Source organism: Streptomyces sp. STR69, from assembly GCF_024519455.1.
Lineage (GTDB): Bacteria > Actinomycetota > Actinomycetes > Streptomycetales > Streptomycetaceae > Streptomyces.
The window spans coordinates 51,691-75,809 of record NZ_JALJRY010000025.1 but is presented as its reverse complement, the minus strand read 5'-3'; the positions used below and the strand labels follow the sequence as shown (position 1 = coordinate 75,809).

Sequence of the window (24,119 nt, the reverse complement as noted above, 5' to 3'; positions counted from 1 at the left end):
TTCTCTTGTCTCCTCGGTGACTTCTGAAGGGGTCTTACTGGTTGCTCTTACTGGTTGCCGCAGGTGGACACGGGGGCCGTGTCCAGCCAGGGCAGGTCGTGGCCCATCCGGTCCCGCTTGGTGCGCAGGTAGCGGAGGTTGTGCTCGCCCGCCTGTATCGGCATCGGTTCGCGGCCGGTGACCTTGAGGCCGTGCCGGACGAGCGCGTCGGTCTTGTCGGGGTTGTTGGTCATCAGGCGCAGGCTGCGGACGCCGAGGTCCTCCAGGATCTGGGCGCCGGCGCCGTAGTCCCGGGCGTCGGCGGGCAGGCCGAGTTCGAGGTTGGCGTCGAGGGTGTCCCGGCCGCGCTCCTGGAGTTCGTACGCCCGGAGCTTGGAGAGCAGGCCGATGCCGCGCCCTTCGTGGCCGCGCAGGTAGACCACCACTCCCCTGCCCTCCTGCTGGATGCGCTCCAGGGAGGTCTCCAGCTGGGGGCCGCAGTCGCAGCGCAGGGAGTCGAAGACGTCGCCGGTGAGGCACTCGGAGTGGACGCGGACGAGGACGTCCTCGCCGTCGCCGATCTCGCCGTGGACGAGGGCGACATGCTCGACGCCGTCGACGGTGGAGCGGTAGCCGTAGGCCGTGAACTGGCCGTGGCGGGTGGGGAGTTGGACCTCGGCCTCGCGGCGGACGGTGGGTTCGGCGGTCTGCCGGTAGGTGATCAGGTCCTCGATGGAGATGATCGTCAGGCCGTGCTTGCGGGCGAACGGGATCAGTTCGGGGAGGCGGAGCATACGGCCGTCCTCGCCCGCGATCTCGACGATCGCGCCGGCCGGGCGCAGGCCCGCGAGGCGGGCGAGGTCCACGGCGGCCTCGGTGTGTCCGTTGCGGACCAGCACGCCGCCGGAGCGGGCGCGCAGCGGGAAGACATGGCCGGGGCGGACGAGGTCGTCGGCCTCGGCGGTGCCGCTCGCCAGGAGCTGAAGCGTGGTCGCGCGGTCGGCGGCCGAGATGCCGGTGGTCACACCGTGGGCGGCGGACGCGTCCACGGAGACGGTGAACGCGGTCTTCATCGACTCGGTGTTGTCCTCGACCATCTGCGGGAGCCGGAGCCGGTCCAGCTCGTCGCCCTCCATGGGGGCGCAGATGAGGCCTCGGCACTCGCTCATCATGAAGGCGATGATCTCGGGGGTGGCCTTCTCGGCGGCGATGACGAGGTCGCCCTCGTTCTCGCGGTCCTCGTCGTCGACGACCACGACCGGACGGCCGGCCGCGATGTCGGCGATGGCCTGCTCGACCGGGTCGAGCGAGAAGTCCTCGAAACCGTCGGTGCTGTACAGGATCGGTGCCGCAGTCATGCCGGCGCTCCTTCCAGGACGGGCTGCGGCACCTTGCGGGAGCGCAGCCACCAGTCGCGCATGCCCCACAGGACGAGTGCGCCGTAGATGACGTAGACGAAGCCGGAGAAGGCGAAGCCGTTGGCGAAGTTGAGGGGGACGCCGACGAGGTCGACGAGGAGCCAGGCGAACCAGAACTCGACCATGCCGCGGGCCTGGGCGTACATGGCGACGATCGTGCCGACGAAGATGTAGGCGTCGGGCCACGGGTCCCAGGAGAGCGAGGGGTACGCCTTGAAGAGGGCGGCGACCGCGACCGTTCCCACGGCGGCGGAGGCGACCAGGATCGCGCGCTCGCGCCAGGTGGCGAAGCGGGGGGTGATGTGTCCGTCGGCGGAGCCGCCCTGGCCGCGGTTCCACTGCCACCAGCCGTAGACCGCGACGACCATGACGACGATCTGCTTGCCGGCGCTGCCGGAGAGGTGGGCGGTGGCGAAGGCGGCGAACAGGATCACGCCCGAGACGAACTGTGTGGGCCAGCTCCAGATCGAGCGCCGCCAGCCGAAGGCCAGAGCGATCAGGCCCACCACGTTGCCGATCATGTCCGACCACTTGATGTGCTGGCCGAACAGGACGAAGGCCTCGGAGTTGAGCCAGTTCACGGGGTCACCTCGCGGTCGCCCATGAGCCGCTCGACGTACTTGGCGATGACGTCCACTTCGAGGTTGACCGGGTCGCCGGGCTGCTTGAGGCCGAGCGTGGTCAGGTCGAGGGTGGTGGGGATGAGGCTGACCGTGAAGTAGTCCGGGCCCGCGTCGACGACGGTGAGGCTGATGCCGTCGACGGTGATGGAGCCCTTCTCGACGACATAGCGCCTGAGGTCGGCGGGGAGCGAGACCTTGACGAGCTCCCAGTTCTCGGACGGCTTGCGCTCCAACACCGCGCCGGTGCCGTCGACATGGCCCTGCACGATGTGTCCGCCGAGGCGGGCGCCGAGTGCCATGGGGCGTTCGAGGTTGACCCGGGAGCCCACGGCGAGGGCGCCGAGGCTGGAGCGGTTCAGGGTCTCGGCCATGACGTCGGCGGTGAACTCGTCACCCTCGTGCTCGACGACGGTGAGACAGACGCCGTTCACGGCGATGGAGTCGCCGTGCTTCGCGCCCTCGGTGACGATCGGGCCGCGCAGACGAAAGCGGGAGGCGTCGTCGAGACTCTCGACGGCGGTGACCTCACCCAGCTCTTCGACGATTCCGGTGAACACTTCCCGGGTCCTCCTGCCACATCGGGGCACGGACTCCGGGGCCTGTCGAAGACGACAGAATGAAACGAACGGAAGCACCTTGAGCGACGCCGGACAGAACCCGTCCACACAGGACAAGCCAATACGGCGGCGCGCACGAATGCCCGCCCGCCGCGCACTGCCTCCCATCCGGACTTTAACCGTCGGTCCAGGAATTTCACCTGGTCAACCGGCCGCTGGAAGCGGACGGGTCGCGGACTGTAACCGCCGGTTCGGACTTTCACCGACCCCGGAGTGCGCTGCTTCTGGTACAGGGCAAGTGTGCCACGCCCGGCAAGGGTCCATCCAGGTGAAGCGTGTGGGCTGGCTCACAGAGAGCGCCGATGGACTTCTCAAGGGGCCCTCACCTGCTGGATCATCTGGTCTAGTCCTTTCCGGATCGCCGGACGGGACACCCCTGGACCGGTCCGGCGGTGGTGACGACGGCCCTTGCCCACCGCCGGGCCTCTCAGCCGAACAGCTCGTCCTGCGCGCCGTCCTGCGCGGTCAGCAGCGCGCCGCGCAGAACGGCTCCATCGCCGAGCACGCTGGGACGCACCTCTGCGGGCAGGGGTGACATGAGGGCGATCCGTTCGGCCACGCGTACGGCGAGTTCGTCGCCGCCGGCCTGCCCGACCTCGCCGCCGAGGACCACGCACCCGGGGTCCAGCAGCGCGACGACGGACGCGACACCGAGGGCGAGGCGCTCGGCGAGGGTGTCCAGGAAGCGGGCGGCACGGGCGTGGATCCGCCGGGGAGCGGGGGCGCCTCGCGGGGCGTCCGGCGGCACAGCCTCCGCGTCGCCGTCGGCCACGGTCGCGACCGCCCACCGCACGACCTCCGCCGCGGTCGCCCGCTCCCCCGCGCCGCCGACGCCCAACACCCCGCACTCCCGGGCCAGTTCGAGCACCGCGGCGGCCCCGGCCAGCGAGTGGAAGCCCCCTTCGCAGTCCGTCGCCGAAGGGATGCCCCGGGTGCCCGGCACCGGCAGGAAGCCGATCTCGCCCGCGCCGCCGGACGACCCCCTGCGCAGTACGCCGTCCAGGACCACCGCGGCGCCGATGCCCATGTCCAGCCAGAGGAGGACGAAGGTGTCCCGGTCCCGGGCCGCGCCGTCGCGCATCTCCGCCAGGGCCGCGAGGTTGGTCTCGTTCTCGACCACGACACGGGCGTCGGGCAGCCGTTCCTGGAGAGCGCCCACCAGACTGCGGTGCCACGCGGGCAGGCCGGTGGTGTTCCGGAGTTCACCCGTGGCCGGGTCGATCAGACCGGGTGCGCCGATGCCGACCGTGTGCAGACTGCCCCACTCGCGGCGCTGAACACCCTTATCGCCAGGCCCAGTTGGCCCCGACCCCGACCCCGCCTCCTTCACCGCCCGCTCCACCAGCGCGACGGCCTGCTCCACCGCCGGCCCCGTTCCCGCGTCGGCGTCGATCGGCACGGACGCCTCCGCGAGGACCCGGCCGACCAGGTCGGAGACGAGGACGGAGACGCTCTCCAGGCGGACGTCCAGCGCGGCCAGATGGGCGCGGTCGCCGACGATGCCGTACAACCGGGCGTTCGGGCCGCGCCGTTGGGCCCCCGACTCGCCGACCATCTCGATCAGTCCGGAGGCCGTGAGGCGTTCGACGAGGTCGGCGACGGTGGGCCTGGACAGTCCGGTGAGCTGCTTCAACTGCCCTGCCGTCAGCGGGCCTTCGCGCTGCAGGAGACGCAGGGCGAGCCGGTCGTTGATGGCCCGGGCGGTGCTCGGGGATGCGGGCATGCCGGGAATCCTCCCAGATCGGGGGCGCGCGACGGGCGGCCGGTAATTCTCTATCTATCAGGCAGGGTTCCTGATAGTTTACGCGGCGCAGGTGGGGACGGGGACGGGAATCCGAACGGCAGGAGGGGCCGGACAATGAGCGAAGTGGTCTACGACCGACGCGAGGTGAAGCGCGCCCGGTACGCCGTGGCGGCCGTCTTCACCGTGCACGGCGCGGTCACCGGCTCGTTCGCGACCCGGGTGCCGTGGATCCAGGAGCATGCGCACGTCGCCGCCGGCTGGCTCGGTTTCGCGCTCGCCTTCGGCGCGTTCGGCGCCTCCTGCTCGATGCCGCTGGCCGGTTGGATCACCCACCGGTTCGGCAGCCGTACGGCGCTGCGCGGGCTGATCTCGCTGTGGACGATGTCCCTGGTGCTGCCGTCCCTCGCACCGAACCTGGTCACCCTGTGCCTGGCGATGTTCACGTACGGGGCGAGCGCGGGCATGGCCGATGTCGCGATGAACGCGCTCGGGGTCGAGATCGAGCGCCTCCTCGACAAGTCGATCATGTCGAGTCTGCACGGCATGTGGAGCGCGGGCGCCCTGATCGGCTCGGCGGGCGGCACCCTCGCGGCGCACCTCGGTTCGGACGCGCGCGTGCACCATCTCATCGCGGCCGTGATCCTCACCCTGCTCGGCGTGACCGCCTGTCGCTGGGTGCTCGACATCCAGCCGGGGGTGGAGGAGGAGGCACCGCCCCGCTTCACGCTGCCGCCCCGGTCGGCGCTGCTCATCGGCGCGGTGGGCTTCTGCGCGGTGTTCGCGGAGGGGGCCAGTCTGGACTGGTCGGCGGTGTACCTGCACGATCAGCTGGGCACGTCGGCCGGGCTCGCGGCGGCCTCGACGACCGGTTTCATGCTGACGATGGCGGTGGCCCGACTGGTGGGCGACGCGGTGGTGAACCGCTTCGGCTCGGTGCGTACGGTCCGCGCGGGCGGGGTGCTGGCCGTGTGCGGCGGGCTGCTGATCGTCGTGGCGGACAGCCCGGCGCTGGCGATGGGCGGCTTCGCGCTGCTCGGTCTCGGCATCGCCGTGGTCGTCCCGCTGTGCTTCGCGGCGGCGGGTCGCAGCGGGCCCAACCCGAGCCAGGCCATCGCGGGCGTGGCGACGATCACCTACACCTCGGGGCTGATCGCGCCGAGCCTGATCGGCGGGGTCGCGCAGGCGACGAGCCTGGTGGTGTCGTTCTGCCTGGTGACGGTGTTGGCGGGTGGGCTCGCGGTGTTCGCGGGTGTGCTGCGCGCCGGGGACCGGGACCGGCCGAAGGTCAGCGCTCCGAGCGCAGCAGTGCCCGACCGGCAGCTCTGAACGCCTCGCTCCAGGGCGCGGGGCGCAGCGTCTCGGCGTCCAGCCGGACCAGCACCCGGGTGCCGTTCGCGTACGTCACCGAGCCGTCCGCCGAGCAGAGCCGGAAACCGTAGGTGAGGCCGGTGGTGCCGAGCCGGTCCAGCCACAGGTGGACAGCGTAACTGCCGGGCCTGGTGACCGGCGCCTCGTAGCTGATCAGCAGTTCCTTCACCACGTTGCAGGCGTCGCCGGCGGTCGCCCAGTCACCGTCGAAGCTGACGCCGTGCTCCTGCCACAGCTCGGTCCAGGCGCGCTCGACGAGGAGCGGGTAGCGGGCGTTGTGCAGCATGCCGAGGGCGTCGAGGTCGTCGAAGTGGACGGCTACGGGGATGAGCCGGCCGTGGGTGAGGACGGTGGCAGGCGGGCTTTCGACGGTCACGGCGGGGCTCCCGAGCGGTGCTGAGTGGGGCGGTGGAGACTGTGGGGACGCCCCATTCTAAGCGACCGCTCAGGAACCCCTGTTCGAGTGGGCCCAGGCCGAGCGGGCCGGTCGACCGACGGCAGACGGGGTTCGAGGTCCGGTCAGCCGGTGATCGAGTCCAGCTGTTCGGCCGCCGGGCGCAGCGCCCACAGGTCACCGCCGGGCGGCGCCTCCAGCTTCGGTACGGCGGCCCTGGCCCGCGCGTCGCCCGCGTCGGCCGCCGCGTGCACGATGTCGCTCGCCGCGTAGCGGTAGAACTCCAGCTCGGGATGCGACCACGCGGCGGCTCCGGTCGCGGCGGGCAGCAGATAGTCCACCGCCTTCAACAGGCCCTGCCCGTCCGGGCCTTGATAGCTCCACAGGTTCACACCGACATGCCGGCCGACGGCCGCGAGCCGGGTGTACGCGACGAGGTCGAAGGTCGAGTAGTGCCAACTCCGGGTCCGCGCCAGCTCCTGCGGCTGGCTGCCGTCGCCCGCGATCTGGGGGTCGACGCGTTTGGCGCGGGCGTCCAGCACGGTCTGCCTGGCCAGCGCCTTGTCGCCGGTCGCATAGGCGAGGGCGGCCAACTCCATGTCGTAGAAGGTGCCGTGATTGTTGGCGGCGGCGCCCTCCTCCTTGCCGAAGGGGTTGTTCTTCAGCCAGCCGAGGAACTCGGAGTTCCATTGGGTCATCGCGGCGCGGTCGGTCTTCGTCCAGCCGGGGGCGCCGGTGCCGAGGATCGCGATGGCGTCGACGACGCTGGTGTACGACTGCGAGAAGTCGATGATGCCGATGGCGCGGCCGTCGTACTTGCAGGGGATGAACTGGGCGTGGTTCAGGTTGGGGTTCATCCTGGTGGCCGGATCGAGGAACCAGGTGCGCAGGACCTGGTCGGCCTTCTGCGCGTAGCGCTTGTCGCCGGTGTAGTACCAGGCGAGCGCGAGGTCGTAGGTCGAGTCGAAGACCTTCTCGACGTCCTGGCGGTCGGTTCCCGTGTCGACCTCGGGGTTGCGCTGTCCGTCGCGCTGGACGTACGGGCAGCCCCAGGGGTTTGCGGCGGTCGGGGTGGTCGTGGGCCACCAGTACGGGGCCTGGCTCAGGTAGTCGTGAACATCGCCGCCGGGGGCGGGTTTTGACTTGTCAACGACCGTCCAGGGGCCCTGGTGCAGCCAGTTGTCGGCGCGGATCGTCAAGTTCCGCAGGGCGCGCCGGAGTTGGGGGTCTCCGCGGTCCAGTCGGAGCTTGGTCTGCTGGAGGCGGGCGCCGTCGAGGACGGCGGTCTCCGGGACGGCGGGCGCCGCGTGCGCGGAGGCGGAGGGGACGAACACGGCTGTCAGTACGGCCACGGCCGCGAGCAGAACACCGAGGCGGGGTCTGGCACTCATACACCGACTCCAATCATGTATATGAACTATGTTCATGAATGGAACCGTGTGAGCGTAGGGCTATGCACCGGCCATGACAATGGTCCGGACCGGATTCACATACGGAGATGAAGTTCAGCGCGCCAAGTCGTAGGCGTACGACGCCGTGAAGGTGCCGGCCGCGCCCCTGCAACCGTCCGACTCCCCCGGCAGCTTGACCCACAGATAGCCGTCGATCCGCGCCTCCCCGGTGTCGAGGGTCGGCGCCCGGCCGATCTTCCGGCCCGCCGGGTCGCACCACTGGCCGTCGGCCGGGGCTCCGTTGCCGTTGCGGCTGGTGTCGATGACGGCGCCGAGGCCCGCGGGACCGCCGAGGGCGTCGAGGACCTGACGGTCGTAGGCGATCTCGGCCGAAGTGGCGTGGAAATTCGAGACGTTGCTGAAGATCCCGTCGGAGGAGGAGGCGGAGGCCGCACCCGCCTGCTTGAGCAGGGACGCCTGCTGCCCGGCCGGGTTCCAGTCGGAGTGGCCCGCGTCGTAGTACACGCGGGCCTTCGGGTCGGCGGCCTTCAGAACGCGGCCCGCGCGGGCCAACGCCGCGAAACGGTCGGCGCGTTGACCGTCGGAGAGGCAGTCGGACTGGGCTATGGAGTCGGGTTCCAGGATCACGACGACCTCCCCGGAGCCGAGCCCGGCCGCGAAGTCGTCGATCCACGCGTCGTACGCGGCGAAGTCGCCCGCCCCGCCCTCGGAGGCCCCTCCGCAGTCCCGGTCCGGGATCGCGTACGGCACGACGACCGGCACCCGGCCCTGGGCGGCGGCGCCCGAAGTGACCGCGCGGACCCGGGAGGCGATCGTCGACGGCGTGAAATCCGCGAACCACACGGCCGCGGGCCGGTCGGCGATCCGGTCGGCTATGACCTCGGTGCGGGGGTCGTCGGGGTGGGCGCGGACCCAGTCGAGGACCTGGGACTCCGGGTGGCGGTAGAGACGGGGAGAGACGGTGGCGGTCCGTCGCGGCTTCCGCACGGTGCCGGTCGCGGCGGTCTTCTTCGGGCGGGTGGACGAACTCGCTTTGGGGGACGGTGAGTTCGACACCGACGGCACGTCGGGCAGCGGCACCAGCAGTGTCGCACCGCTCGCGTCCGGCCGGGCCCGGTCCGTGCCGCGCTCGTCGTCCAGCGCCCTGATCATCCCGGTCACCGTGCCGACCGCGACCACGACCGACGCGGCCACGACCAGCACGCTCCGCCGGGCGGCCCGGCTCCGCCGTCGGCCACGCGAACCTGACACGCTGCCCCCTCGCACCGCACCCGTTCCCCCGTTCTGGGGAAGTGTCGGGCCCGGTACCACCTCGGCCAGCCTAGGACTGGGACGCTGCCCCCATGGGGCAATTGGCACACTTCACCACACCCGTGGACAAGGTCGTCTCCCGGCTGCGCACGCTCGACGAGGAGCTGCCCGCCCGGGACGGGATCGCGGTGTTCAACCGCGTCTACCTCGCCGTCACGGAGGCCGTAGACCGGAACGTCGACACCGGGCGGTTCACGGACGAACGGGCCGCGATCACGCTGGACGTACGGTTCGCGGAACGCTATCTGGCGGCCGTCGACGCGGTCGCCAACGGGCGCCGCGCGCCCGCCTGTTGGCGCCCGCTGTTCCAGCTGCGCCGCCATCCCGGGGTACGTCCGCTGCAGTTCGCCCTGTCGGGCATCAACGCGCACATCGGCCACGATCTCGCGCTCGCCGTCGTGGACGCCTGTCGTACGCTCGACTGCGAACCGGCCGACCTGGAGGACGAGTTCGACCGCGTGGGCGATCTCCTCGTCTCGCTGGAGGAGCGCATCCGCGAAGAGCTGATGCCGGGTCCCGACCTGTTCCAGATCGCCGATCCGCTGACGCATCTGCTCGGCTCGTGGAGTCTGGAGCGCGCCCGCGACGCCACCTGGACGGCGGCCCGGGCCCTGTGGGCGCTGCGCGGACTGCCCGATGTCGCCGAGGAGTTCACCGAACGGCTGGACGCGGCGGTGGGACTCGCGGGCCGGATGATGCTCACGCCACTGCCGGACTGATCCGGCCATACAGAGGGACAGAGCCCGCCGTGCGGCGCCGCGAGGGTTACGTTGACGGCTGAAATGCCTGATGCGAAGGAGCACGAGCATGGCCACCAAGCTGGGTCTCACTCTTCCCCAGACACGGCAGTACGACATCGGCGAGGACGTCCCGGACGTGGCCCGCGCGGCCGAGGAGATCGGCTACGAAAGCCTGTGGGTCTTCGAACGCGCGCTCTTCCCGGAACCCGCGACACAGGGGCTCTACGGCATGGAGGGCGTCCCGTGGCCCGACGAGTACCGCTCGGTCGCCGAGCCGCTTGTGACGCTGGCGTTGGCCGTGTCGGCCACCCGGCGGGCCCGGCTCGGCACCAGTGTCCTGGTGGCCCCGCTGCACGGCCCGTTCCAACTGGCCAGGACGCTCGGCACGTTGGACGCGGCGAGCGGCGGCCGGGTGGTGGCCGGGCTCGGCACCGGCTGGTCGCTCGACGAGTACGCGGCGGCCGGGGTCGCCCCGTTCAAGGACCGCGGCAAGACCCTGGACGAGGTTCTCGCCGTGTGCCGCGCGGTGTGGGGCCCGGACCCGGTGGTGCACGAGGGTGAGCTGAGCACCGTCAACTCGTCGGTGGTCGGCCCGAAGCCCGCCCGGCCGATCCCCGTGCTGCTGCCCGCGATGAGCAAGAAGGCGAGGATCCGTCTCGTCGACCACGCCGACGGCTGGCAGCCGGTGGCCATGGGCGCCGAGCAACTGGCCGCCGAGTGGCGGACGTTGCGCGAACTGGCCGCCGAGCGCGGCCGTACCGAGCCCATCCAGTCGGTGGCCCGGATCAACCTGCGGTACACGCCCAAGGCGTACGAGGGCGCGGAACGCCCGCCGTTCCACGGCAACTTCGACCAGATCGTGACCGATCTCGTGGCGCATGTCGAGGTCGGTCTCGACGAGTACTTCTTCGAGTTCGCCGGTGCCCCGCGGGACGCCGAGGAACTCAAGGACCTCGCCGCCGAGCTGTACACGGCGGCCCGCGCGGCCGGGGTCTGAACTCCCCTCAGTCCTCCGGCAGTTCGACCGGCGCGATCGCGTCGTAGACGTCCCCGGGACCGGGGTTGGTCGGGTCGGTCGTGCCGCCGAGCTGGTGCATGACGCCCCAGACCGCGTTCAGCGCGGTCTGGACGGCGCCCTCGGCCCAGCCGGCCGTCCAGGAGATGTCGTCGCCGGCGAGGAAGACGCCCCGCTTGTCCTCGGGCAGCCGGTCCTGCATGAAGTGGGTGAACAGGCGCCGCTGGTAGCGGTAGTGGCCGGGCAGGTTGGCCTTGAACGCGCCCATGAAGTAGGGCTCGTTCTCCCAGGAGACGGTCACCGGGTTGCCGATGACGTGCTTCCTGATGTCGACCTTCGGGTAGATCTCGCCGAGCGACTTCAGCATGACCTCCATCCGCTCGTTGGCGGACAACGGCAGCCACTTGAGGCTGTCGTCGCACCAGGTGTACGAGAGACAGATGACGGCGGGCTTGTCCGGACCGTCGTCGAGGAGGTAAGTCCCGCGCGTCATACGGTCGGTGAGGGTCATCGACATGACGTCCCGGCCGGTCTCCTCGTCCTTGTCCAGCCAGAACGGCCGGTCGACGGGCACGAAGAGCTTGCTGGACTCCATGTAGTGGGTGCGCTCGATCGCCGTCCAGTGGTCGATCGGGAAGAGCGAGTCGTCACAGGCGATCTTCGAGAGCAGCATCCAGGACTGGGCGGTGAAGATCGCCGCCCGGTAGGTGCGGATGTCGCCTGCCGCGTCCGTCACCGTGATCCCGTTGCCGGCCGTGCGGTGCAGCCGGGTCACGGCGGGACGGGGTTCGCCGCCCACGTGCAGGGATGCCAGCGAGGTGCCGTAGGGCCAGTGGACGATCTTCTGCGGCTCGCGGTCCCAGAGGCGGAGCGGGAGTTGCTGGGAGCCGCCGACGATGCCGCGGTGGTGGTCGTCGGCCTCGGTGTAGACGACGCGCAGGATTTCGAGGATCGAGTTGGGGAAGTCGGTGTCCCAGCCGCCCGTGCCGAAACCGACCTGGCCGAAGATCTCGCGGTGCCGGAAGGACTTGAAGGACTCGGAGTCGCAGAGGAAGCCGTAGAAGGTCTGGTTGTCGAGCTTCTCGACGAGCCTCGACCAGATCTCGCGGATGCGCGGGACATCGCGTTCGCGCATGGCGCGGTTCATGTCGGAGAAGTCGGCGCCCTCTTCGAGGCAGGCGTTCCAGGCGTGCATCACATCGCGGTAGACCTGCGGGAGGTCGTCCACGGTGGTCGCGTAGTGGGACTCGCCCTTGAGGTCGACAACCGTCGAAGGGGTCGCCTCCGCAAGGGGGTTGGGGAACGGGCGGGTCTCAAGTCCGACCAGGTCGATGTAGTGCTGGAGCGCGGTGGAGGAGGGCGGGAAGCGCATCGCGCCCATCTCGGCGGTGAGGGAGGGGTCGCAGCCGTCGAAGCCGACGGTGCGCAACCGGCCCCCGATCTGGTCGGCCTCGTAGACGACGGGCTTGAGGCCCATCTTCATCAGCTCGTAGGCGGCCACGATGCCGGACAACCCGCCCCCGATCACCGCGACTTCGGTGCCGTGCTCGGTCGCGGGTATCTGGCCGAGGCCCGCCGGGTGGGCGAGGAAGTCGTCGTAGGCGTAGGGGAAGTCCGGCCCGAACATGGTGATCGGCGGCTGTCGCTCGTCGGCGTGCTGGACGGCGTTGGGCACCGTGGACGTCATGGGGTAGGGACTCCTAGCTGAACAAGAACGAGTGCGGGAAAGGCAGGGGGGATTCAGGCCAGGGACCCGTAGAGGCCGGGGCGGCGGTCCTGCAGATACGGGTTCGCCGCGCGGGACTCGGCGAGGAACGCGGGGTCGACGTCGCCGAGGAGCAGTTCCTCGCCGCGGCCGGCCTTGGTGCGGGCGACTCCGTCCGGACCGGCGAGCGTGGAGAGGCCGAAGAAGTCGAACTCCCCTTCCAGGCCGATGCGGTTGATGTACGCCACGTACATCTGGTTCTCCCAGGCCCGCACCGGGACCACGGAGTCGGCGACCAGCTGGAACGGGTGCATGTTCGCCGTCGGGACGAGCAGCAGGTCGGTGCCCGCGAGGGCGTGGGCGCGGACCGGCTCCGGGAACTCGACGTCGTAGCAGATCATCAGGCCGATGGTCAGGCCGTTCAACTCGGCCTGGACGACGGGCTGTTCGCCGGGGGTGAAGTGGGCGCGCTCGAAGTCGCCGAAGAGGTGGGTCTTGCGGTAGTTGGCGAGGCGGTCGCCGTCGGCGGAGATCAGCTGGGCGGAGTTGTGGACGGCGTCGCCGTCGCGCTCCGGGTAGCCGTAGGTGATCGCGAGCCCGTGGCGGCCGGCGATCTCGGCGATCGTGTCGGCGGAGTCGCCGTCGGCGGGTTCGGCGAGGCGGCCGATGTCGTCGCCGATCGCGTATCCGGTGAGGAACATCTCCGGCGCGGCGAGCAGCGCGGCACCGCCGGCCGCGGCCCGGCCGGCGGCCTCGTCGAGGACCTTGAGGTTCTCGACGACGGAGCCGGGGCGGCCGGAGCTCTGGAGGAGGGCGGTGCGCATGCGTGGTCCTCACGGGTACGAAAAGACTGAAGAGTCCCCTTATTGGGGCCACCTAGACGGTACGGCCGAGGAGCTGGGCCGGACAAGAAGGAGCCGTTGCGCGCCGGTGAGCGTTTTGTTGCGTGCGGGCGGGGTGGGGCGGCGATTCGTTGCGCACCGGCCGTTCCGGTGCGGCGGACCCGTTGTCAGTCGTAGGGCATAGGTTTCCGCCCGTGAATCCTGAACCGATCAACCGGCTCGAGCCGTTCCGTGCGGAGGCGCTGCGGCGCGGGATACCGCCCCAGGACGTCGAGGGGTGGATCGCCGCCGCCCGTCCGTGCGGGACCCTCGTCACCCGTGGGGACGGGCCGGTGGTCGGCAGGTTCGGCGGGCCGCTGCTGTTGCCGGCCGACGTCCCCGACCCCTGGTTCCCGTTACTCGCCACCCTCGACTGCGCGGCCCTGCCGGAGGAGGTGACGGGCCTTCCACTGCCTGCCGACGGCCGCCTGCTGCTCTTCGGCCTTCCCGAGCTGCCGGACTACAGCGCACCGGCCGGAGAGGTCGTGTACATCCCCGAGGGGACACCCGTCGAGGAGCGGATCACGAAGAACAACTACGCCTACGGAGACCTTGTCTGCGAGCAGTTCCCGCAGGAGGAGCTGCGGCTGGCGCCCGATGTCTCCATGGCGTCCCACTTCCTGATCTGGTCCGAGGACCGCTGCACATCGGCGGGTACGCCTCCCACGAGTGCACGGAGACGGACCCCGTCATGGACGCCGCCGACGAGGCGAAGGACGCGCGACGGTTCCGGGGAGACGCCACGGAGCTGCCCGCCCCCGAGGAGTGGGTGCTGCTCGCCCAGTGGGACATCGGGCTCGACGGCCGGGAGGGTTCCACCCTGCACTGGGTGATCCCGCGGCAGGATCTGGTCGAGCGCCGCTTCGACCGCGCGCATGTGTCGTTCTTCTGGAATCCCTGACAGGACCTGGCGCAGGCCCTAGCGGTTGGGCACCGCGAAGACCGTGAGGACGGCCGCGTGGTCCGAGGGCCAGCAGTTGGCGGACACGTCGGGCCACGGGCTCGGGGTGCCGGTGACGAACGTGCGGGAGTCGAGCACGGTCAGGCCCCGGTGCAGGACGTAGTCGATGCGGTCCTGCGGCTCGGGGCGCCCGCTGCCGTCCTCGTTCACGGGGTGGATCGGCGACCAGGTGTGACCGGGCTCAGCGACCGGGTCCGGGTTGGCCTCCCGGTAGGAGTCGCGCAGGCCCGCGTCCGCCGCCGCCTTCGTGACCGGCCACTCGACGTCCGGCCAGTCCAGGTGCGAGGGGCTGTTGAAGTCGCCGACCAGGACGACGGGTACGGCGTCCTCGGCCGCGTCCGCGATCCGGTCCAGGGTGTCCCGCATCTGGGCGAGCCGTACCTTCTCGTGGGCGATCAGGTCGGCGGCCGGGAGCCCGTCGAAGGCGGATTCGTAGGGGCCGTAGGGCGTGTAGTCGAGGTGGCAGGTCCACAGGTCGATCTCGCGGCCCCCTGCGACGGCGATCCGTACCCCGGCGGCGCCGTAGAAGCCGACGTCCGGGTCGCCGAAGCGGGCGGTGATCGGGTGGCGGCTGATCACGCCGAGGTTCTCGCCGGCCCGGTGGTGGTGCCAGCCGAGCGCCTCGGCCAGTTCCTCGGCGGCGGTGCCGCCGGTCTCCTGGAGGCCGACCACGTCCGCGCCGGTCTCCGCGATGACCTTCAGCTGTTTGGCCCGGTGGTCGTCGACCTTGCTGCCGCCGAGCCAGAGGTTCCAGGTCAACACGCGTAGTTCAGGTGCCGAGCCGGACGTCACCATCGCGCGCAGGTCCGCCGGGGTGATGCCGGCGAGGCTCGCTCGTACGGTCCGGCCGGGGGCCGTGTCGATCGGGGCCAGCGACGGTACGGCGAGGACCGCGCAGCCGGCCGCCTCGGCGGAGCTGACGCCGGTCTGGGTGTCCTCGACGGCCACGCAGGCGGCCGGGTCGACGCCGAGGGCACGGCAGGCGGCGAGGTAGGGGTCGGGGGCGGGCTTGGTGGGCCCGGTGTCGTCGGCGGTGACGGAGACGGCGAAGCGGCTCGCGCCGAGGGCGTCGAGGACGGTGTCGGCGACCGCGCGGGGGGACGCGGTGACCAGGGCCGTGGGGACGCCGTCGCGGGCGAGGGCGTCGAGGAGGTCGAGCGCGCCGGGTCGGGGCACGATGCCGGTGCGGACGCGGGCGGCGAACTCCCGGTGCAGTTCGGCCGCGAGGTCCGTCGCCGACGCGCCCGTGGTGGTGGCGAGCCAGTCGGCGGTGTGCTCGACCGGGCGGCCGAGCACCTCCGACTGGTCCGCGTCGGTGAGGGTTCTGCCCGCGACCTGCTCCACCGCCTCCCACCACAGCCGCTCGGTGTCGACGAGCGTTCCGTCCATGTCGAACAGGACGGCCTGGAGCGGGAGTTGGTTGTGGGGGGTCACGTTTCTCTCTTTCAGTACGGGCACTGCAGGGGCCACTATGGCCCTACGGGTTGATGCGTTCCGCCACGAGTACCGGCCGTTCCGGCAGCGACACCGTCACGGCGACTCCGGCACCCAGCGTGGTGGCCTCGTGCGTGGGCAGGTCGGCCTTGACCTCGGTGCCGTCGCCGAGCCGTACGGTGACCCGGACGACCGCGCCGAGGAAGGCGGTACCGATGACACGCGCGTCTCCGGCGTCGTCGGCGTTCACGTGGATCGCCTCGGGCCGTACCAGCACGTCGACTTCGGGTCCTGCCGGTGCCTCGCCGTCGACCGGCAGCCGCTGGCCGAGCACCTCCACCGTGCCGTCCGTGAGGTGCCCCGGGAGGCGGCTCATCGTGCCGACGAACTCGGCGACGAACGCGGTCGTGGGCCGGCCGTACAACTCGGCCGGTGCGGCGCACTGTTCGAGCTTTCCGGCACGCATCACGGCGACCCGGTCGGCGATGGACAGGGCCTCTTCCTGATCGTGCGTCACGAAGAGGGTGGTGATGCCGAGTTCCTGCTGGAGGCGGCGGATCTCCTCGCGCAGGGTCAGCCGCACCTTGGCGTCGAGCGCCGACAGCGGCTCGTCCAGCAGCAGCACGCGCGGGCGCAGGGCGAGCGCGCGGGCCAGTGCGACGCGCTGCTGCTGGCCGCCGGAGAGCTGGTGCGGGAAGCGCTCGCCCTTGTCGCCGAGCCCGACGAGGTCGAGCAACTCGGCTGCACGGGACCGCCGTTCGGCCGTACGGACCTTGCGCATGCGCAGTCCGAAGGCGACGTTGTCGAGCGCGTTGAGATGCGGGAAGAGGCTGTACGACTGGAAGACCATCCCGGCGTCGCGGCGGTGCGCGGGCACGTCGGTGACGTCCTTGCCGTCCACCAACACCTCGCCGGAGGTGGGGTGTTCGAAGCCCGCGAGCATGCGCAGCGCGGTGGTCTTGCCGCAGCCGGAGGGGCCGAGCAGGGCCAGGAACTCGCCGGGGTTGACGGTCAGGTCGAGTCCGTCGAGGGCGACCGTCGGGCCGAACTCCCGGCGCAGGCCCCGGAATTCGACGGTGGCGGCGTTCTCCGTCGTGGTTTTCTCAAGCGTGGTGGCGGTCATGGTTCATCCCCGGGACGAAGCGGTTTTGTCACGTCCGCCGACACCGGCGAGCGTGAGGAGGAGTGCCCAGGTGACGACCAGGCTGAGCACGGAGACGGCGACGGAGAGCTGGGCGTTGGACCCGCCGACGCTGTAGATCCACACGGCGAAGGGCTGGAAGCCGAGCAGCTGGGCCACGGTGAACTCGCCCAGCACCAGCGCCAGCGTCAGGAAGGACGCGTTGAGCAACGCCCCGCGCAGATTGGGCAGTACGGCCCGTACCAGCGCCTGCGGCCAGCCCGCGCCGCAGCTGCGGGCGGCCTCGACGAGGGTCTTCACGTCGATCGCGCGCAGCCCGGAGTCCAGCGCCCGGTACACGAACGGCAGCGCCATGACGACGTAGGCGAGGACGAGGATGAACGGGAAGCTCGGGTTCTGGATGGCGACGAAGGTCTCGAACAACGGGGTGCGGGAGAGGTAGTCGGGGCCCCACTTGAGGACCGTGGCGATACCGGCGACGAACGCGATCGGCGGCACCACCAGCGGCAGCGAGCAGATCACCTCGACGACCGGGCGCAGCCGGGGCGCGCCCAGCCGTAGCGCGACCATGGCGGGCACCATCAGGAGCAGGACGACGGCGATGGTGGCGGCGGCGAGTTCCAGCGAGAGCACCAGGCTGGAGGTGAAGCCGTCGGCGGAGACGATCTGGGTGTAGGCGTCGAAGGTGACGCCCTCCCCGGGCACGTCGACCGTGAAGACGACCGACGCGGCGAGCGGCACCAGGAAGTACAGGGCGGCGAGGCCGAGGACGACCCACCGCCAGATGTTCAGGCGTCCAGCCATCGCGCGCTCCGTCGTTGCAGGGGCAGGTACACGGCCATGACCAGGCCCGCGACCAGGACCATGTCGAGGCTGAGGGCGAGGGCCACGTTCTCCTGGCCGACCAGCACATTGCCGGAGATGGCGTCGGCGATCTGCAGGGTGACCAGCGGGATCGAACTGCCCACCATGGCCGCGGCGGTGGCGTACGCCGCGAAGGCGCTGCCGAAGAGGAGGACGAACCCGCCGAGCAGCGAGGGCAGCAGCACCGGCAGGGCCACGTGCCGCCAGTACTGCACGCCGGTGGCGCCGTTGTTCGCGGCGGCCTCGCGCCACTGGGTGCGCAGGCCCTCCAGGGCCGGGGTGATGGTGAGGACCATCAGCGGGATGAGGAAGTACAGGTAGACGAGGACGAGACCCGAGAAGCTGTAGAGGTCCCAGCCCTTGTCCTTGAGGCCCAGGTGGGTGGTCAGCACACCGGCGTTGCCGAGGGTGGCGACGAACGCGAAGGCCAGCGGGACACCGCCGAAGTTGGCGAGAACGCCGGAGGCGGTGAGGACGGCCTCGCGCAGCGCGCGGAAGCGGGAGGTGACGACGACCTGCGCGAGCGGGAGACCGAGCAGGGTGCCGAGGGCGGCCGAGAGGGCGGACAGCTTGACGCTGCCGACCAGTGCGGTGAAATAGGCGCCCTGGAGCGAGTCGGTCAGGTTGACGGTGCTGTACGAAGTGGCGCCCGTCGTCTGGTTCTTGACGGTGAAGGCGCCGTTCAGCATCGCGATGGCGGGCACGCCGAAGGCGACCGCGACGAACACGAGCAGCGGGACCACGGCTATCCAGCCGGGGACGCGGCGCCGCCGCTTCGAGGAAGCGGCGGCAACCACGTCGGCCCGCGTGAGCGTGGCCGTCATCCGGAGACGGCCTTCGCCCAGCCGGACGCGATGACCGTCTTGGCCTTGCTCTGCTGGGCCTCGGTCGGGAAGGACGGCGTGCCGGTGACCTGCGGGAGCTTGGCGGCGGCGGTCTTGTCGAGCGTGCCGGCCGACTCCATGGAGGTCATCAGCACCGGGCGCGCGTACCCCTTGAGCCACAGGTTCTGGCCCTCGGCGCTGTACAGGTACTCCTGCCACAGGCGGGCGGCCGCCGGGTGCGGGGCGTCCTTGTTGATGGCCTGCGAGTAGTACTGCGCGTACTGGCCGTCGGTCGGGATGGAGACCTTCCAGTCGACGCCCTTGGACTTGAACTCGTCGGCGTAACCGGCGTTGAGGTAGTCCCAGTCGATGGAGATGGGCGTCTCGCCCTTCTCGACGGTGGCCGGGGTGGACTCGACGGGCGTGTAGTTGCCGTTCTTCTTCAGCTTGCCGAAGAAGTCCAGGCCGGGCTGGATGTCGTCGAAGGAGCCCTTGTTGGCGAGCGACGCCGCGTAGACGCCGCCGAAGGCCGAACCCGACTTGGTGGGGTTGCCGTTGAGGGCGACCTGGCCCTTGTACTGCGGCTTCAGCAGGTCCGCGAAGGTGGTCGGACAGGTCTTCACGCGCTTGGCGTCGCAGCCGATGGAGATGTAGCCGCCGTAGTCGTTGAACCACTGCCCCTTCGGGTCCTTCTGCCCCTCGGGGATCTGGTCGAAGGAGGCGACCTTGTACGGCGCGAGCAGGCCCTGCTGGGCGGCGCTGAGCGCGAACGAGGAGCCGAGGTCGAGGACGTCGGGCGCGCGGTCCTGGCCCTTGCGGGAGGTCACGGCGTTGATCTCGTCCTGGCTGGAGCCGTCCGGGTTCTCGTCCGTGATCTTGATGCCGTACTTCTTGGTGAAGCCGTCGATGATGGCACCGTAGTTGGCCCAGTCACGGGGCACCGCGATGATGTGGAGCGTGCCCTCCTTCTTGGCGGCCTTCTCCAGGGCGGCGAGCCCGCCGAAGTCGGCGGCGGAGGTGGCGGTGGCGGCGTTCTTGCCGTCGGCGGTGGTCGACGAGTTGGTGGGAGCGGCGCCACAGGCACTCAGGGCCAGCGCGGCGACGACGGCGAGGGAACCACCCAGGACGGCGTTTCTCGGCGGGGACACGGTCACGGTCTCTCCAGGGGTGCGCACGAGGGTTAGAGCAGAGCGGAGAACTTGTCTGAACAAGTTGGCCTCAGTACGCCCGCCGATGGTGTCTTGTTCGTAAACATTGGCGAAACCGTGACCCCTTCTTCTCTGCACACTCCTGGCTGACACGGATCACCGAAGGAACTCGACTACGCTGCTCACGCTGTGCACAGTGGTCAATTCGGAGGGGAAGCATGACGGCGCGACACGAGGAGATCGCCGACGAGCTGCGAAAAGCCATCGACCGCGAGGAGTACACAGTCGGCAGCCGGCTGCCCGCGGAGACGGACCTCGCGGCGCAGTACGGCGTCTCACGCGGCACGGTCCGCCAGGCCGTCGCGGCCCTCACCGCCGAGGGGCTGATCGGCTCCCGCCAGGGCGCCCGCCGGATGGTGCTGGCCAGCCGCCGCAGCCAGAGCTTCGCGGAGCTGCGCAGCTTCGCCGAGTGGGCGCGCGCGATGGAGCGCGAGGCGACCGGGCTCGTGGTCGCGCAGGAGTACCGCCCGGCCACGGCCGAGGACGTCGTACGCCTCCAACTCACCGAGAAGGCCCGGGTGTTGCACGTCCTACGGGTGCGCGGCCTGGACGGCGAGCCGGTCCTCCTGGAGCGGACCGTGTACGCCGACTGGATCGCCCCGGCCGTCGAGGCGATCGAACCCGACTGCCCGTCGGTCACTCAACGCCTGTACGACGACACGGGGTTGGTCTTCGCCTACGGCGAGCACGTGATCGACGCGGTGGCGGCGGGCGCGCAGGACGCGGAACTGCTGGGTATCCGCCGGACCAGCCCACTGCTGCGGGTCCGCCGGGTCACAACCACCCGCGAGGGACGCCCTGTTGAGTGGTCGGACGACCGCTACCGCTCGGACGCGGTGAGCTTCAGCGTGCACAACTCGATAGGGAACAACGCGCTGGCGCGGAAGACGGCGGAGTGAGCCCAGGGAGCCTGGAGGCTCAACCGGCCGCCACACAGAACTCGTTGCCCTCCGGGTCGGCCATCACCACATGATGTCCGCCGACCTCGGTGAGCACCCGGCCGCCCGCCCCGACGAGCCGCTCGGCCTCGGCTCTGACCGCCGTCCATCTCTCCTCCGGGCCACCCCGCACCGGGACCCGGATGTCCAGGTGGAGCCGGTTCTTGACGGTCTTGGGCTCGGGAACCCTGAGGATGGACAGGCGCGGGCCGATGCCGTCCGGGTCGCACAGCCAGGCGCCGTCGTCCTCGGCCCCGTCGTCCTCCGGGTCGTAGTGCGCGATCCACTCGGCGCGCGTGGCGAAGGGAGCGGGCGGCGGCTCGTCGACATAGCCGAGGGCCGTCCTCCAGAACGCGGCGAGGAGTTGGGCGTCGTCGCAGTCGAGGGTGAGATCGATTCGTGCCGCCATGCCCTCGACCGTACGGCGTCCCACTGACAGTCGCCCTTACGTCGGCGAGCCCGACGAGAATCTGCGCAGCAGCGGGGACAGCACCAGCACGGACTTCGTCCGTTCCACGAACGGCTCCCCCGCGATCCGTTCGAGGACCCGCTCGAAGTGGCGCATGTCGGCGGCGAAGACCTGGACGACCGCGTCGGCGTCGCCGGTGACGGTGGACGCTGCGACCACCTCCTGGTAGCGCTCCAGGCCTCGTCGGATGGTGTCCGGGGAGGTGTTGTGCCGGCAGTAGATCTCGACGAACCCCTCGGTCTGCCAGCCGAGCGCCGCCGGGTCCACCCGTACGGTGAAGCCGGTGATCGCGCCGGTGGCCCGCAGCCGGTCCACGCGCCGCTTCACGGCGGGCGCGGAGAGGCCGACCAGGTGCCCGATGTCCGCGAAGGAGCGGCGGGCGTCCTCGGCGAGGGCGTGCACGATGCGTTCGTCGAGTTCGTTCAGCACTGCGGGCGGTTCACTTCTCTGCGCTGGCCGGGTGGAGGCGGCGATGGCCGTATACGAAGTAGAACATGGTTCAGCCCTCGTCCGGATCCCCCGCGAGCGCCCGCGCCTCGGCCAGGTCGGCCTCGTCGAACCCGATCCGCCCGGGCTGTCCGTACACCTCCGCCTGTGCGTCGATCCAGCGCGTGTGCGCCTCCCAGGCGGCCTGCTTGCTCATGCCGAGCGCGGCCCCGATCTGCGTCCAGGACGCACCGGCCTCGCGGGCCGCGCGGACGGTGAGCTGACGGCCGTAGGCGGCCTTGCGGGCGACGACCTCGCTCAGGGCAAGCAGTTCCAGCGTCTCGGCCCTGTCGAGAGCCTCGGCGTCACTGCCGAAACCGGCGAGGGACTCGCGGGTGCGGAGGTCGTCGAGGCGGGCGACGGCGGTGAGGAGGGTGTGCTCGGGTTCGGTGCTCCGGGGTGTGGTCATGAGTTCAGCGTTGCGTCAAGGCCGCTTGACGTCAAGGGGGCCTGACGGCAACTTCTTGACCAGGAACACGCACGGCTCGGCGTGCTCATGCCGCACACCCTCGGCGTCGAGATGCGCGTAACGGTCGACGTACGTGACCGTGGGCCGGTGGCCGAGCCGTGCGTAGAGTGCCGCGGCACGGGGGTTGCCGTCGCGGACGCCCAGCCCCATGACGCCGATGCCGCGCTCGCCGGCCGACCGCTCGGCCGCGCGGACCAGGGCCGCGCCGATGCCCCGCGAGCGGAGCGACTCGGGTCAGACGAAGAGGCCGTTGATCTCCGGACGGTCCGACGGCACCTCGGGAGCCTCGCACCCGGTCCAGCGGACCTCCGCGTGCCCGACGGGACGACCGTCGAGCCAGGGGATCAGACAGCTGCTTACGCCGGCCTGCTGGCGGGCGAACCGCGCCCGGTGGTTCCCGTCGACGCTGTACGACGGCATGAGGCGTTCCAGTACGGCGATGTCCTCGGCCCTGCACACGGCGATCTCCACGCCGTCGACGGTAGGACCCCGGGCACGCCGACGGCCCCCGGTTTTCCCGACGCCGGGTCAACAGGGGCCGTACAAAAGGGAGTTGGTCAGCTCCAGCTGGCGTGCAGCGGCTTGCCCTCCGCGTAGCCGGCCGCGCTCTGGATGCCGACGACGGCCCGCTCGGCGAACTCCTCCAAGGAGGCCGCTCCGGCGTACGTGCAGGAGGAGCGGACGCCCGCGATGATCGAGTCGATCAGGTCCTCGACGCCCGGGCGGGCCGGGTCGAGGAACATGCGGGAGGTGGAGATGCCCTCCTCGAACAGCGCCTTGCGGGCACGGTCGTAGGCCGACTCGTCCGAGGTGCGGTTGCGGACCGCGCGTGCGGACGCCATGCCGAACGACTCCTTGTAGAGGCGGCCGTTGGCGTCCTGCTGAAGGTCGCCCGGGGACTCGTACGTGCCCGCGAACCACGAGCCGATCATCACGTTCGACGCCCCGGCCGCGAGCGCCATGGCGACATCGCGCGGGTGGCGGACACCGCCGTCCGCCCACACGTGCTTGCCGTACTTCTTCGCCTCGGCGGCGCACTCCTTGACGGCCGAGAACTGCGGGCGGCCGACGCCGGTCATCATGCGGGTGGTGCACATCGCGCCGGGGCCGACGCCGACCTTGATGATGTCGGCGCCCGCCTCGATCAGATCCTTGACGCCCTCGGCGGCGACGATGTTGCCGGCCGCGATGGGGACCTGCGGATCGAGCGCACGCACCTGCCTGATCGCGCTGATCATCGACTCCTGGTGGCCGTGGGCCGTGTCGATGACGAGCGTGTCGACGCCCGCGTCCAGCAGCTGCTTGGCCTTCTGCACGAAGTCGCCGTTGATGCCGACGGCGGCGGCGATCCGCAGCTTGCCGTCCGCGTCCACGGCCGGCGAGTACAGCGTGGCGCGCAGCGCGCCCTTGCGGGTGAGGATGCCGGCGAGCCTGCCGTCCTGGTCGACGGCGGGCGCGTAGCGGCGGTTGGCGCCGTCCAGCCTGTTGAACGCCTCGCGCGGGTCGATGTCCGCGTCGAGCAGCAGCAGATCTCGTGACATGACCTCGGCGAGCTGCGTGAAGCGGTCCACACCGGTCAGGTCGGCGTCGGTGACGACACCGACCGGGCGCTGGTCCTCGTCCACGACGACACCCGCGTTGTGCGCGCGCTTGGGCAGCAGGGCGAGCGCGTCGGCGACGGTCTGGTGCGGGGCCAGCCGGATCGGGGTGTCCAGGACGAGATGGCGGCTCTTCACCCAGGACACGACCTCGGTGACGACCTCGATCGGGATGTCCTGCGGGATGACCACGAGCCCGCCGCGCCGGGCCACGGTCTCGGCCATGCGCCGGCCCGCGATGGCGGTCATGTTGGCGACGACCAGCGGGATGGTGGTGCCCGTGCCGTCCGGGGAACTGAGGTCCACACCCTGACGCGAGCCGACCGCGCTGCGGCTCGGCACCATGAAGACGTCGTCGTACGTCAGGTCGTACGGGGGCTGGATGTCGTTGAGGAAACGCACGTGCCGCACATCCCAGTCGATCGAGGTGACCCCCGGACAGGTCAGCCAGGGGGAAGAGCACGTACTTCATTCTCCCATGTCAGGCGGAATGCCATGCCTCGGATCATTGCCCAAGCAG

Annotated in this window: 24 protein-coding genes, 1 pseudogene and 1 riboswitch; of the genes and pseudogenes, 5 read left to right on the top strand and 20 right to left on the bottom strand. The window is 70.7% G+C overall.

Features of this window, described 5'->3' with window-relative positions:
• Positions 1-47: 47 nt before the first annotated feature.
• The 4 genes from OC490_RS36520 to OC490_RS36505 form a co-directional block, all read right to left on the bottom strand.
• A complete protein-coding gene (locus OC490_RS36520; RefSeq protein ID WP_262062342.1) occupies positions 48-1,337 on the bottom strand; it encodes a bifunctional 3,4-dihydroxy-2-butanone-4-phosphate synthase/GTP cyclohydrolase II in 1,290 nt (429 codons plus the stop codon).
• Complete coding sequence (locus tag OC490_RS36515; protein ID WP_262062341.1) at positions 1,334-1,978, bottom strand: nicotinamide riboside transporter PnuC; 645 nt, start codon at positions 1,976-1,978, stop codon at positions 1,334-1,336. Before OC490_RS36515 ends, OC490_RS36520 begins: the two co-directional genes overlap by 4 nt.
• A complete protein-coding gene (locus OC490_RS36510; RefSeq protein WP_019066446.1) occupies positions 1,975-2,577 on the bottom strand; it encodes a riboflavin synthase in 603 nt (200 codons plus the stop codon). Before OC490_RS36510 ends, OC490_RS36515 begins: the two co-directional genes overlap by 4 nt.
• 150 nt (positions 2,578-2,727) lie before the next feature.
• Positions 2,728-2,858, bottom strand: a riboswitch (FMN riboswitch).
• Between the two features lie 206 nt (positions 2,859-3,064).
• Entirely contained in the window at positions 3,065-4,360 is a 1,296-nt protein-coding gene (locus OC490_RS36505; protein ID WP_262062340.1) for an ROK family transcriptional regulator, read from the bottom strand.
• A 135-nt stretch (positions 4,361-4,495) separates the two neighbouring features.
• Between OC490_RS36505 and OC490_RS36500 the strand changes: the two genes are divergently transcribed.
• Complete coding sequence (locus OC490_RS36500; RefSeq protein WP_262062339.1) at positions 4,496-5,707, top strand: MFS transporter; 1,212 nt, start codon at positions 4,496-4,498, stop codon at positions 5,705-5,707.
• Here OC490_RS36500 and OC490_RS36495 read toward each other — a convergent pair.
• From OC490_RS36495 to OC490_RS36485, 3 genes are all read right to left on the bottom strand, one after another.
• Complete coding sequence (locus OC490_RS36495) at positions 5,667-6,125, bottom strand: acyl-CoA thioesterase (RefSeq protein WP_262062338.1); 459 nt, start codon at positions 6,123-6,125, stop codon at positions 5,667-5,669. The two genes, OC490_RS36500 and OC490_RS36495, sit on opposite strands and share 41 nt — an antisense overlap.
• 143 nt (positions 6,126-6,268) lie before the next feature.
• Positions 6,269-7,534, bottom strand: coding sequence for an alginate lyase family protein (locus tag OC490_RS36490; RefSeq protein WP_262062337.1), 1,266 nt, complete (start codon positions 7,532-7,534; stop codon positions 6,269-6,271).
• 114 nt (positions 7,535-7,648) lie between these two features.
• Positions 7,649-8,755, bottom strand: coding sequence for a glycoside hydrolase family 6 protein (locus OC490_RS36485; protein WP_262062395.1), 1,107 nt, complete (start codon positions 8,753-8,755; stop codon positions 7,649-7,651).
• Positions 8,756-8,898: 143 nt separating this feature from the next.
• Here OC490_RS36485 and OC490_RS36480 point away from each other — a divergent pair, with 143 nt between their 5' ends.
• Positions 8,899-9,585 carry a DUF5995 family protein gene (locus OC490_RS36480; RefSeq protein WP_262062336.1) on the top strand — a complete coding sequence of 229 codons (687 nt, stop codon included), beginning with the start codon at positions 8,899-8,901 and terminating at the stop codon, positions 9,583-9,585.
• Between the two features lie 88 nt (positions 9,586-9,673).
• Complete coding sequence (locus OC490_RS36475; protein WP_262062335.1) at positions 9,674-10,603, top strand: LLM class F420-dependent oxidoreductase; 930 nt, start codon at positions 9,674-9,676, stop codon at positions 10,601-10,603.
• 7 nt (positions 10,604-10,610) lie between these two features.
• Here OC490_RS36475 and OC490_RS36470 read toward each other — a convergent pair whose 3' ends face one another.
• A complete protein-coding gene (locus tag OC490_RS36470) occupies positions 10,611-12,308 on the bottom strand; it encodes a flavin monoamine oxidase family protein (protein WP_262062334.1) in 1,698 nt (565 codons plus the stop codon).
• 53 nt (positions 12,309-12,361) lie between these two features.
• Complete coding sequence (locus OC490_RS36465) at positions 12,362-13,150, bottom strand: carbon-nitrogen hydrolase family protein (RefSeq protein WP_262062333.1); 789 nt, start codon at positions 13,148-13,150, stop codon at positions 12,362-12,364.
• A 748-nt stretch (positions 13,151-13,898) separates the two neighbouring features.
• On the opposite strand from OC490_RS36465, the gene OC490_RS36460 reads away from it, so the two are divergent.
• Positions 13,899-14,108: a hypothetical protein gene (locus OC490_RS36460; protein ID WP_262062332.1), complete on the top strand. Its 210-nt coding sequence runs from the start codon at positions 13,899-13,901 to the stop codon at positions 14,106-14,108.
• A gap of 18 nt (positions 14,109-14,126) precedes the next feature.
• Here OC490_RS36460 and OC490_RS36455 read toward each other — a convergent pair whose 3' ends face one another.
• Genes OC490_RS36455 through OC490_RS36435 form a run of 5 tightly spaced genes read right to left on the bottom strand, consistent with a single transcriptional unit; the run spans position 14,127 to position 19,585 of the window.
• A complete protein-coding gene (locus tag OC490_RS36455) occupies positions 14,127-15,602 on the bottom strand; it encodes an HAD-IA family hydrolase (RefSeq protein WP_262062331.1) in 1,476 nt (491 codons plus the stop codon).
• A gap of 43 nt (positions 15,603-15,645) precedes the next feature.
• Positions 15,646-16,725 carry an ABC transporter ATP-binding protein gene (locus OC490_RS36450; protein WP_262062330.1) on the bottom strand — a complete coding sequence of 360 codons (1,080 nt, stop codon included), beginning with the start codon at positions 16,723-16,725 and terminating at the stop codon, positions 15,646-15,648.
• A 3-nt stretch (positions 16,726-16,728) separates the two neighbouring features.
• The gene (locus OC490_RS36445; protein WP_262062329.1) at positions 16,729-17,547 is read right to left on the bottom strand and encodes an ABC transporter permease; all 819 of its coding nucleotides are present in this window, start codon (positions 17,545-17,547) and stop codon (positions 16,729-16,731) included.
• A complete protein-coding gene (locus OC490_RS36440; RefSeq protein WP_262062328.1) occupies positions 17,532-18,431 on the bottom strand; it encodes an ABC transporter permease in 900 nt (299 codons plus the stop codon). The genes OC490_RS36445 and OC490_RS36440 overlap by 16 nt, the downstream gene beginning before the upstream one ends.
• Positions 18,428-19,585 (bottom strand): ABC transporter substrate-binding protein, encoded by a 1,158-nt coding sequence (locus tag OC490_RS36435; RefSeq protein ID WP_262062327.1) that lies wholly within the window; start codon positions 19,583-19,585, stop codon positions 18,428-18,430. The genes OC490_RS36440 and OC490_RS36435 overlap by 4 nt, the downstream gene beginning before the upstream one ends.
• A 212-nt stretch (positions 19,586-19,797) precedes the next feature.
• Between OC490_RS36435 and OC490_RS36430 the strand changes: the two genes are divergently transcribed.
• Positions 19,798-20,538 carry a GntR family transcriptional regulator gene (locus OC490_RS36430; protein WP_262062326.1) on the top strand — a complete coding sequence of 247 codons (741 nt, stop codon included), beginning with the start codon at positions 19,798-19,800 and terminating at the stop codon, positions 20,536-20,538.
• 19 nt (positions 20,539-20,557) lie between these two features.
• On the opposite strand, the gene OC490_RS36425 is transcribed toward OC490_RS36430, so the two are convergent.
• The 6 genes and pseudogenes from OC490_RS36425 to OC490_RS36405 all read right to left on the bottom strand — a co-directional run bounded on the left by OC490_RS36425 (position 20,558) and on the right by OC490_RS36405 (position 24,001).
• Entirely contained in the window at positions 20,558-20,986 is a 429-nt protein-coding gene (locus OC490_RS36425; protein WP_262062325.1) for a VOC family protein, read from the bottom strand.
• Positions 20,987-21,022: 36 nt separating this feature from the next.
• Complete coding sequence (locus OC490_RS36420; protein WP_262062324.1) at positions 21,023-21,475, bottom strand: Lrp/AsnC family transcriptional regulator; 453 nt, start codon at positions 21,473-21,475, stop codon at positions 21,023-21,025.
• A 70-nt stretch (positions 21,476-21,545) separates the two neighbouring features.
• Positions 21,546-21,941, bottom strand: a complete 396-nt coding sequence (locus OC490_RS36415) for a hypothetical protein (RefSeq protein WP_262062323.1) — start codon at positions 21,939-21,941, stop codon at positions 21,546-21,548.
• Positions 21,942-21,956: 15 nt separating this feature from the next.
• A pseudogene (locus OC490_RS49440) lies at positions 21,957-22,217 on the bottom strand (GNAT family N-acetyltransferase); the annotation flags it as partial.
• Between the two features lie 18 nt (positions 22,218-22,235).
• Positions 22,236-22,472, bottom strand: coding sequence for a hypothetical protein (locus OC490_RS49435; protein ID WP_315986724.1), 237 nt, complete (start codon positions 22,470-22,472; stop codon positions 22,236-22,238).
• A gap of 86 nt (positions 22,473-22,558) precedes the next feature.
• The gene (locus OC490_RS36405; RefSeq protein ID WP_262062322.1) at positions 22,559-24,001 is read right to left on the bottom strand and encodes a GuaB1 family IMP dehydrogenase-related protein; all 1,443 of its coding nucleotides are present in this window, start codon (positions 23,999-24,001) and stop codon (positions 22,559-22,561) included.
• Between the last annotated feature and the right edge of the window lie 118 nt (positions 24,002-24,119).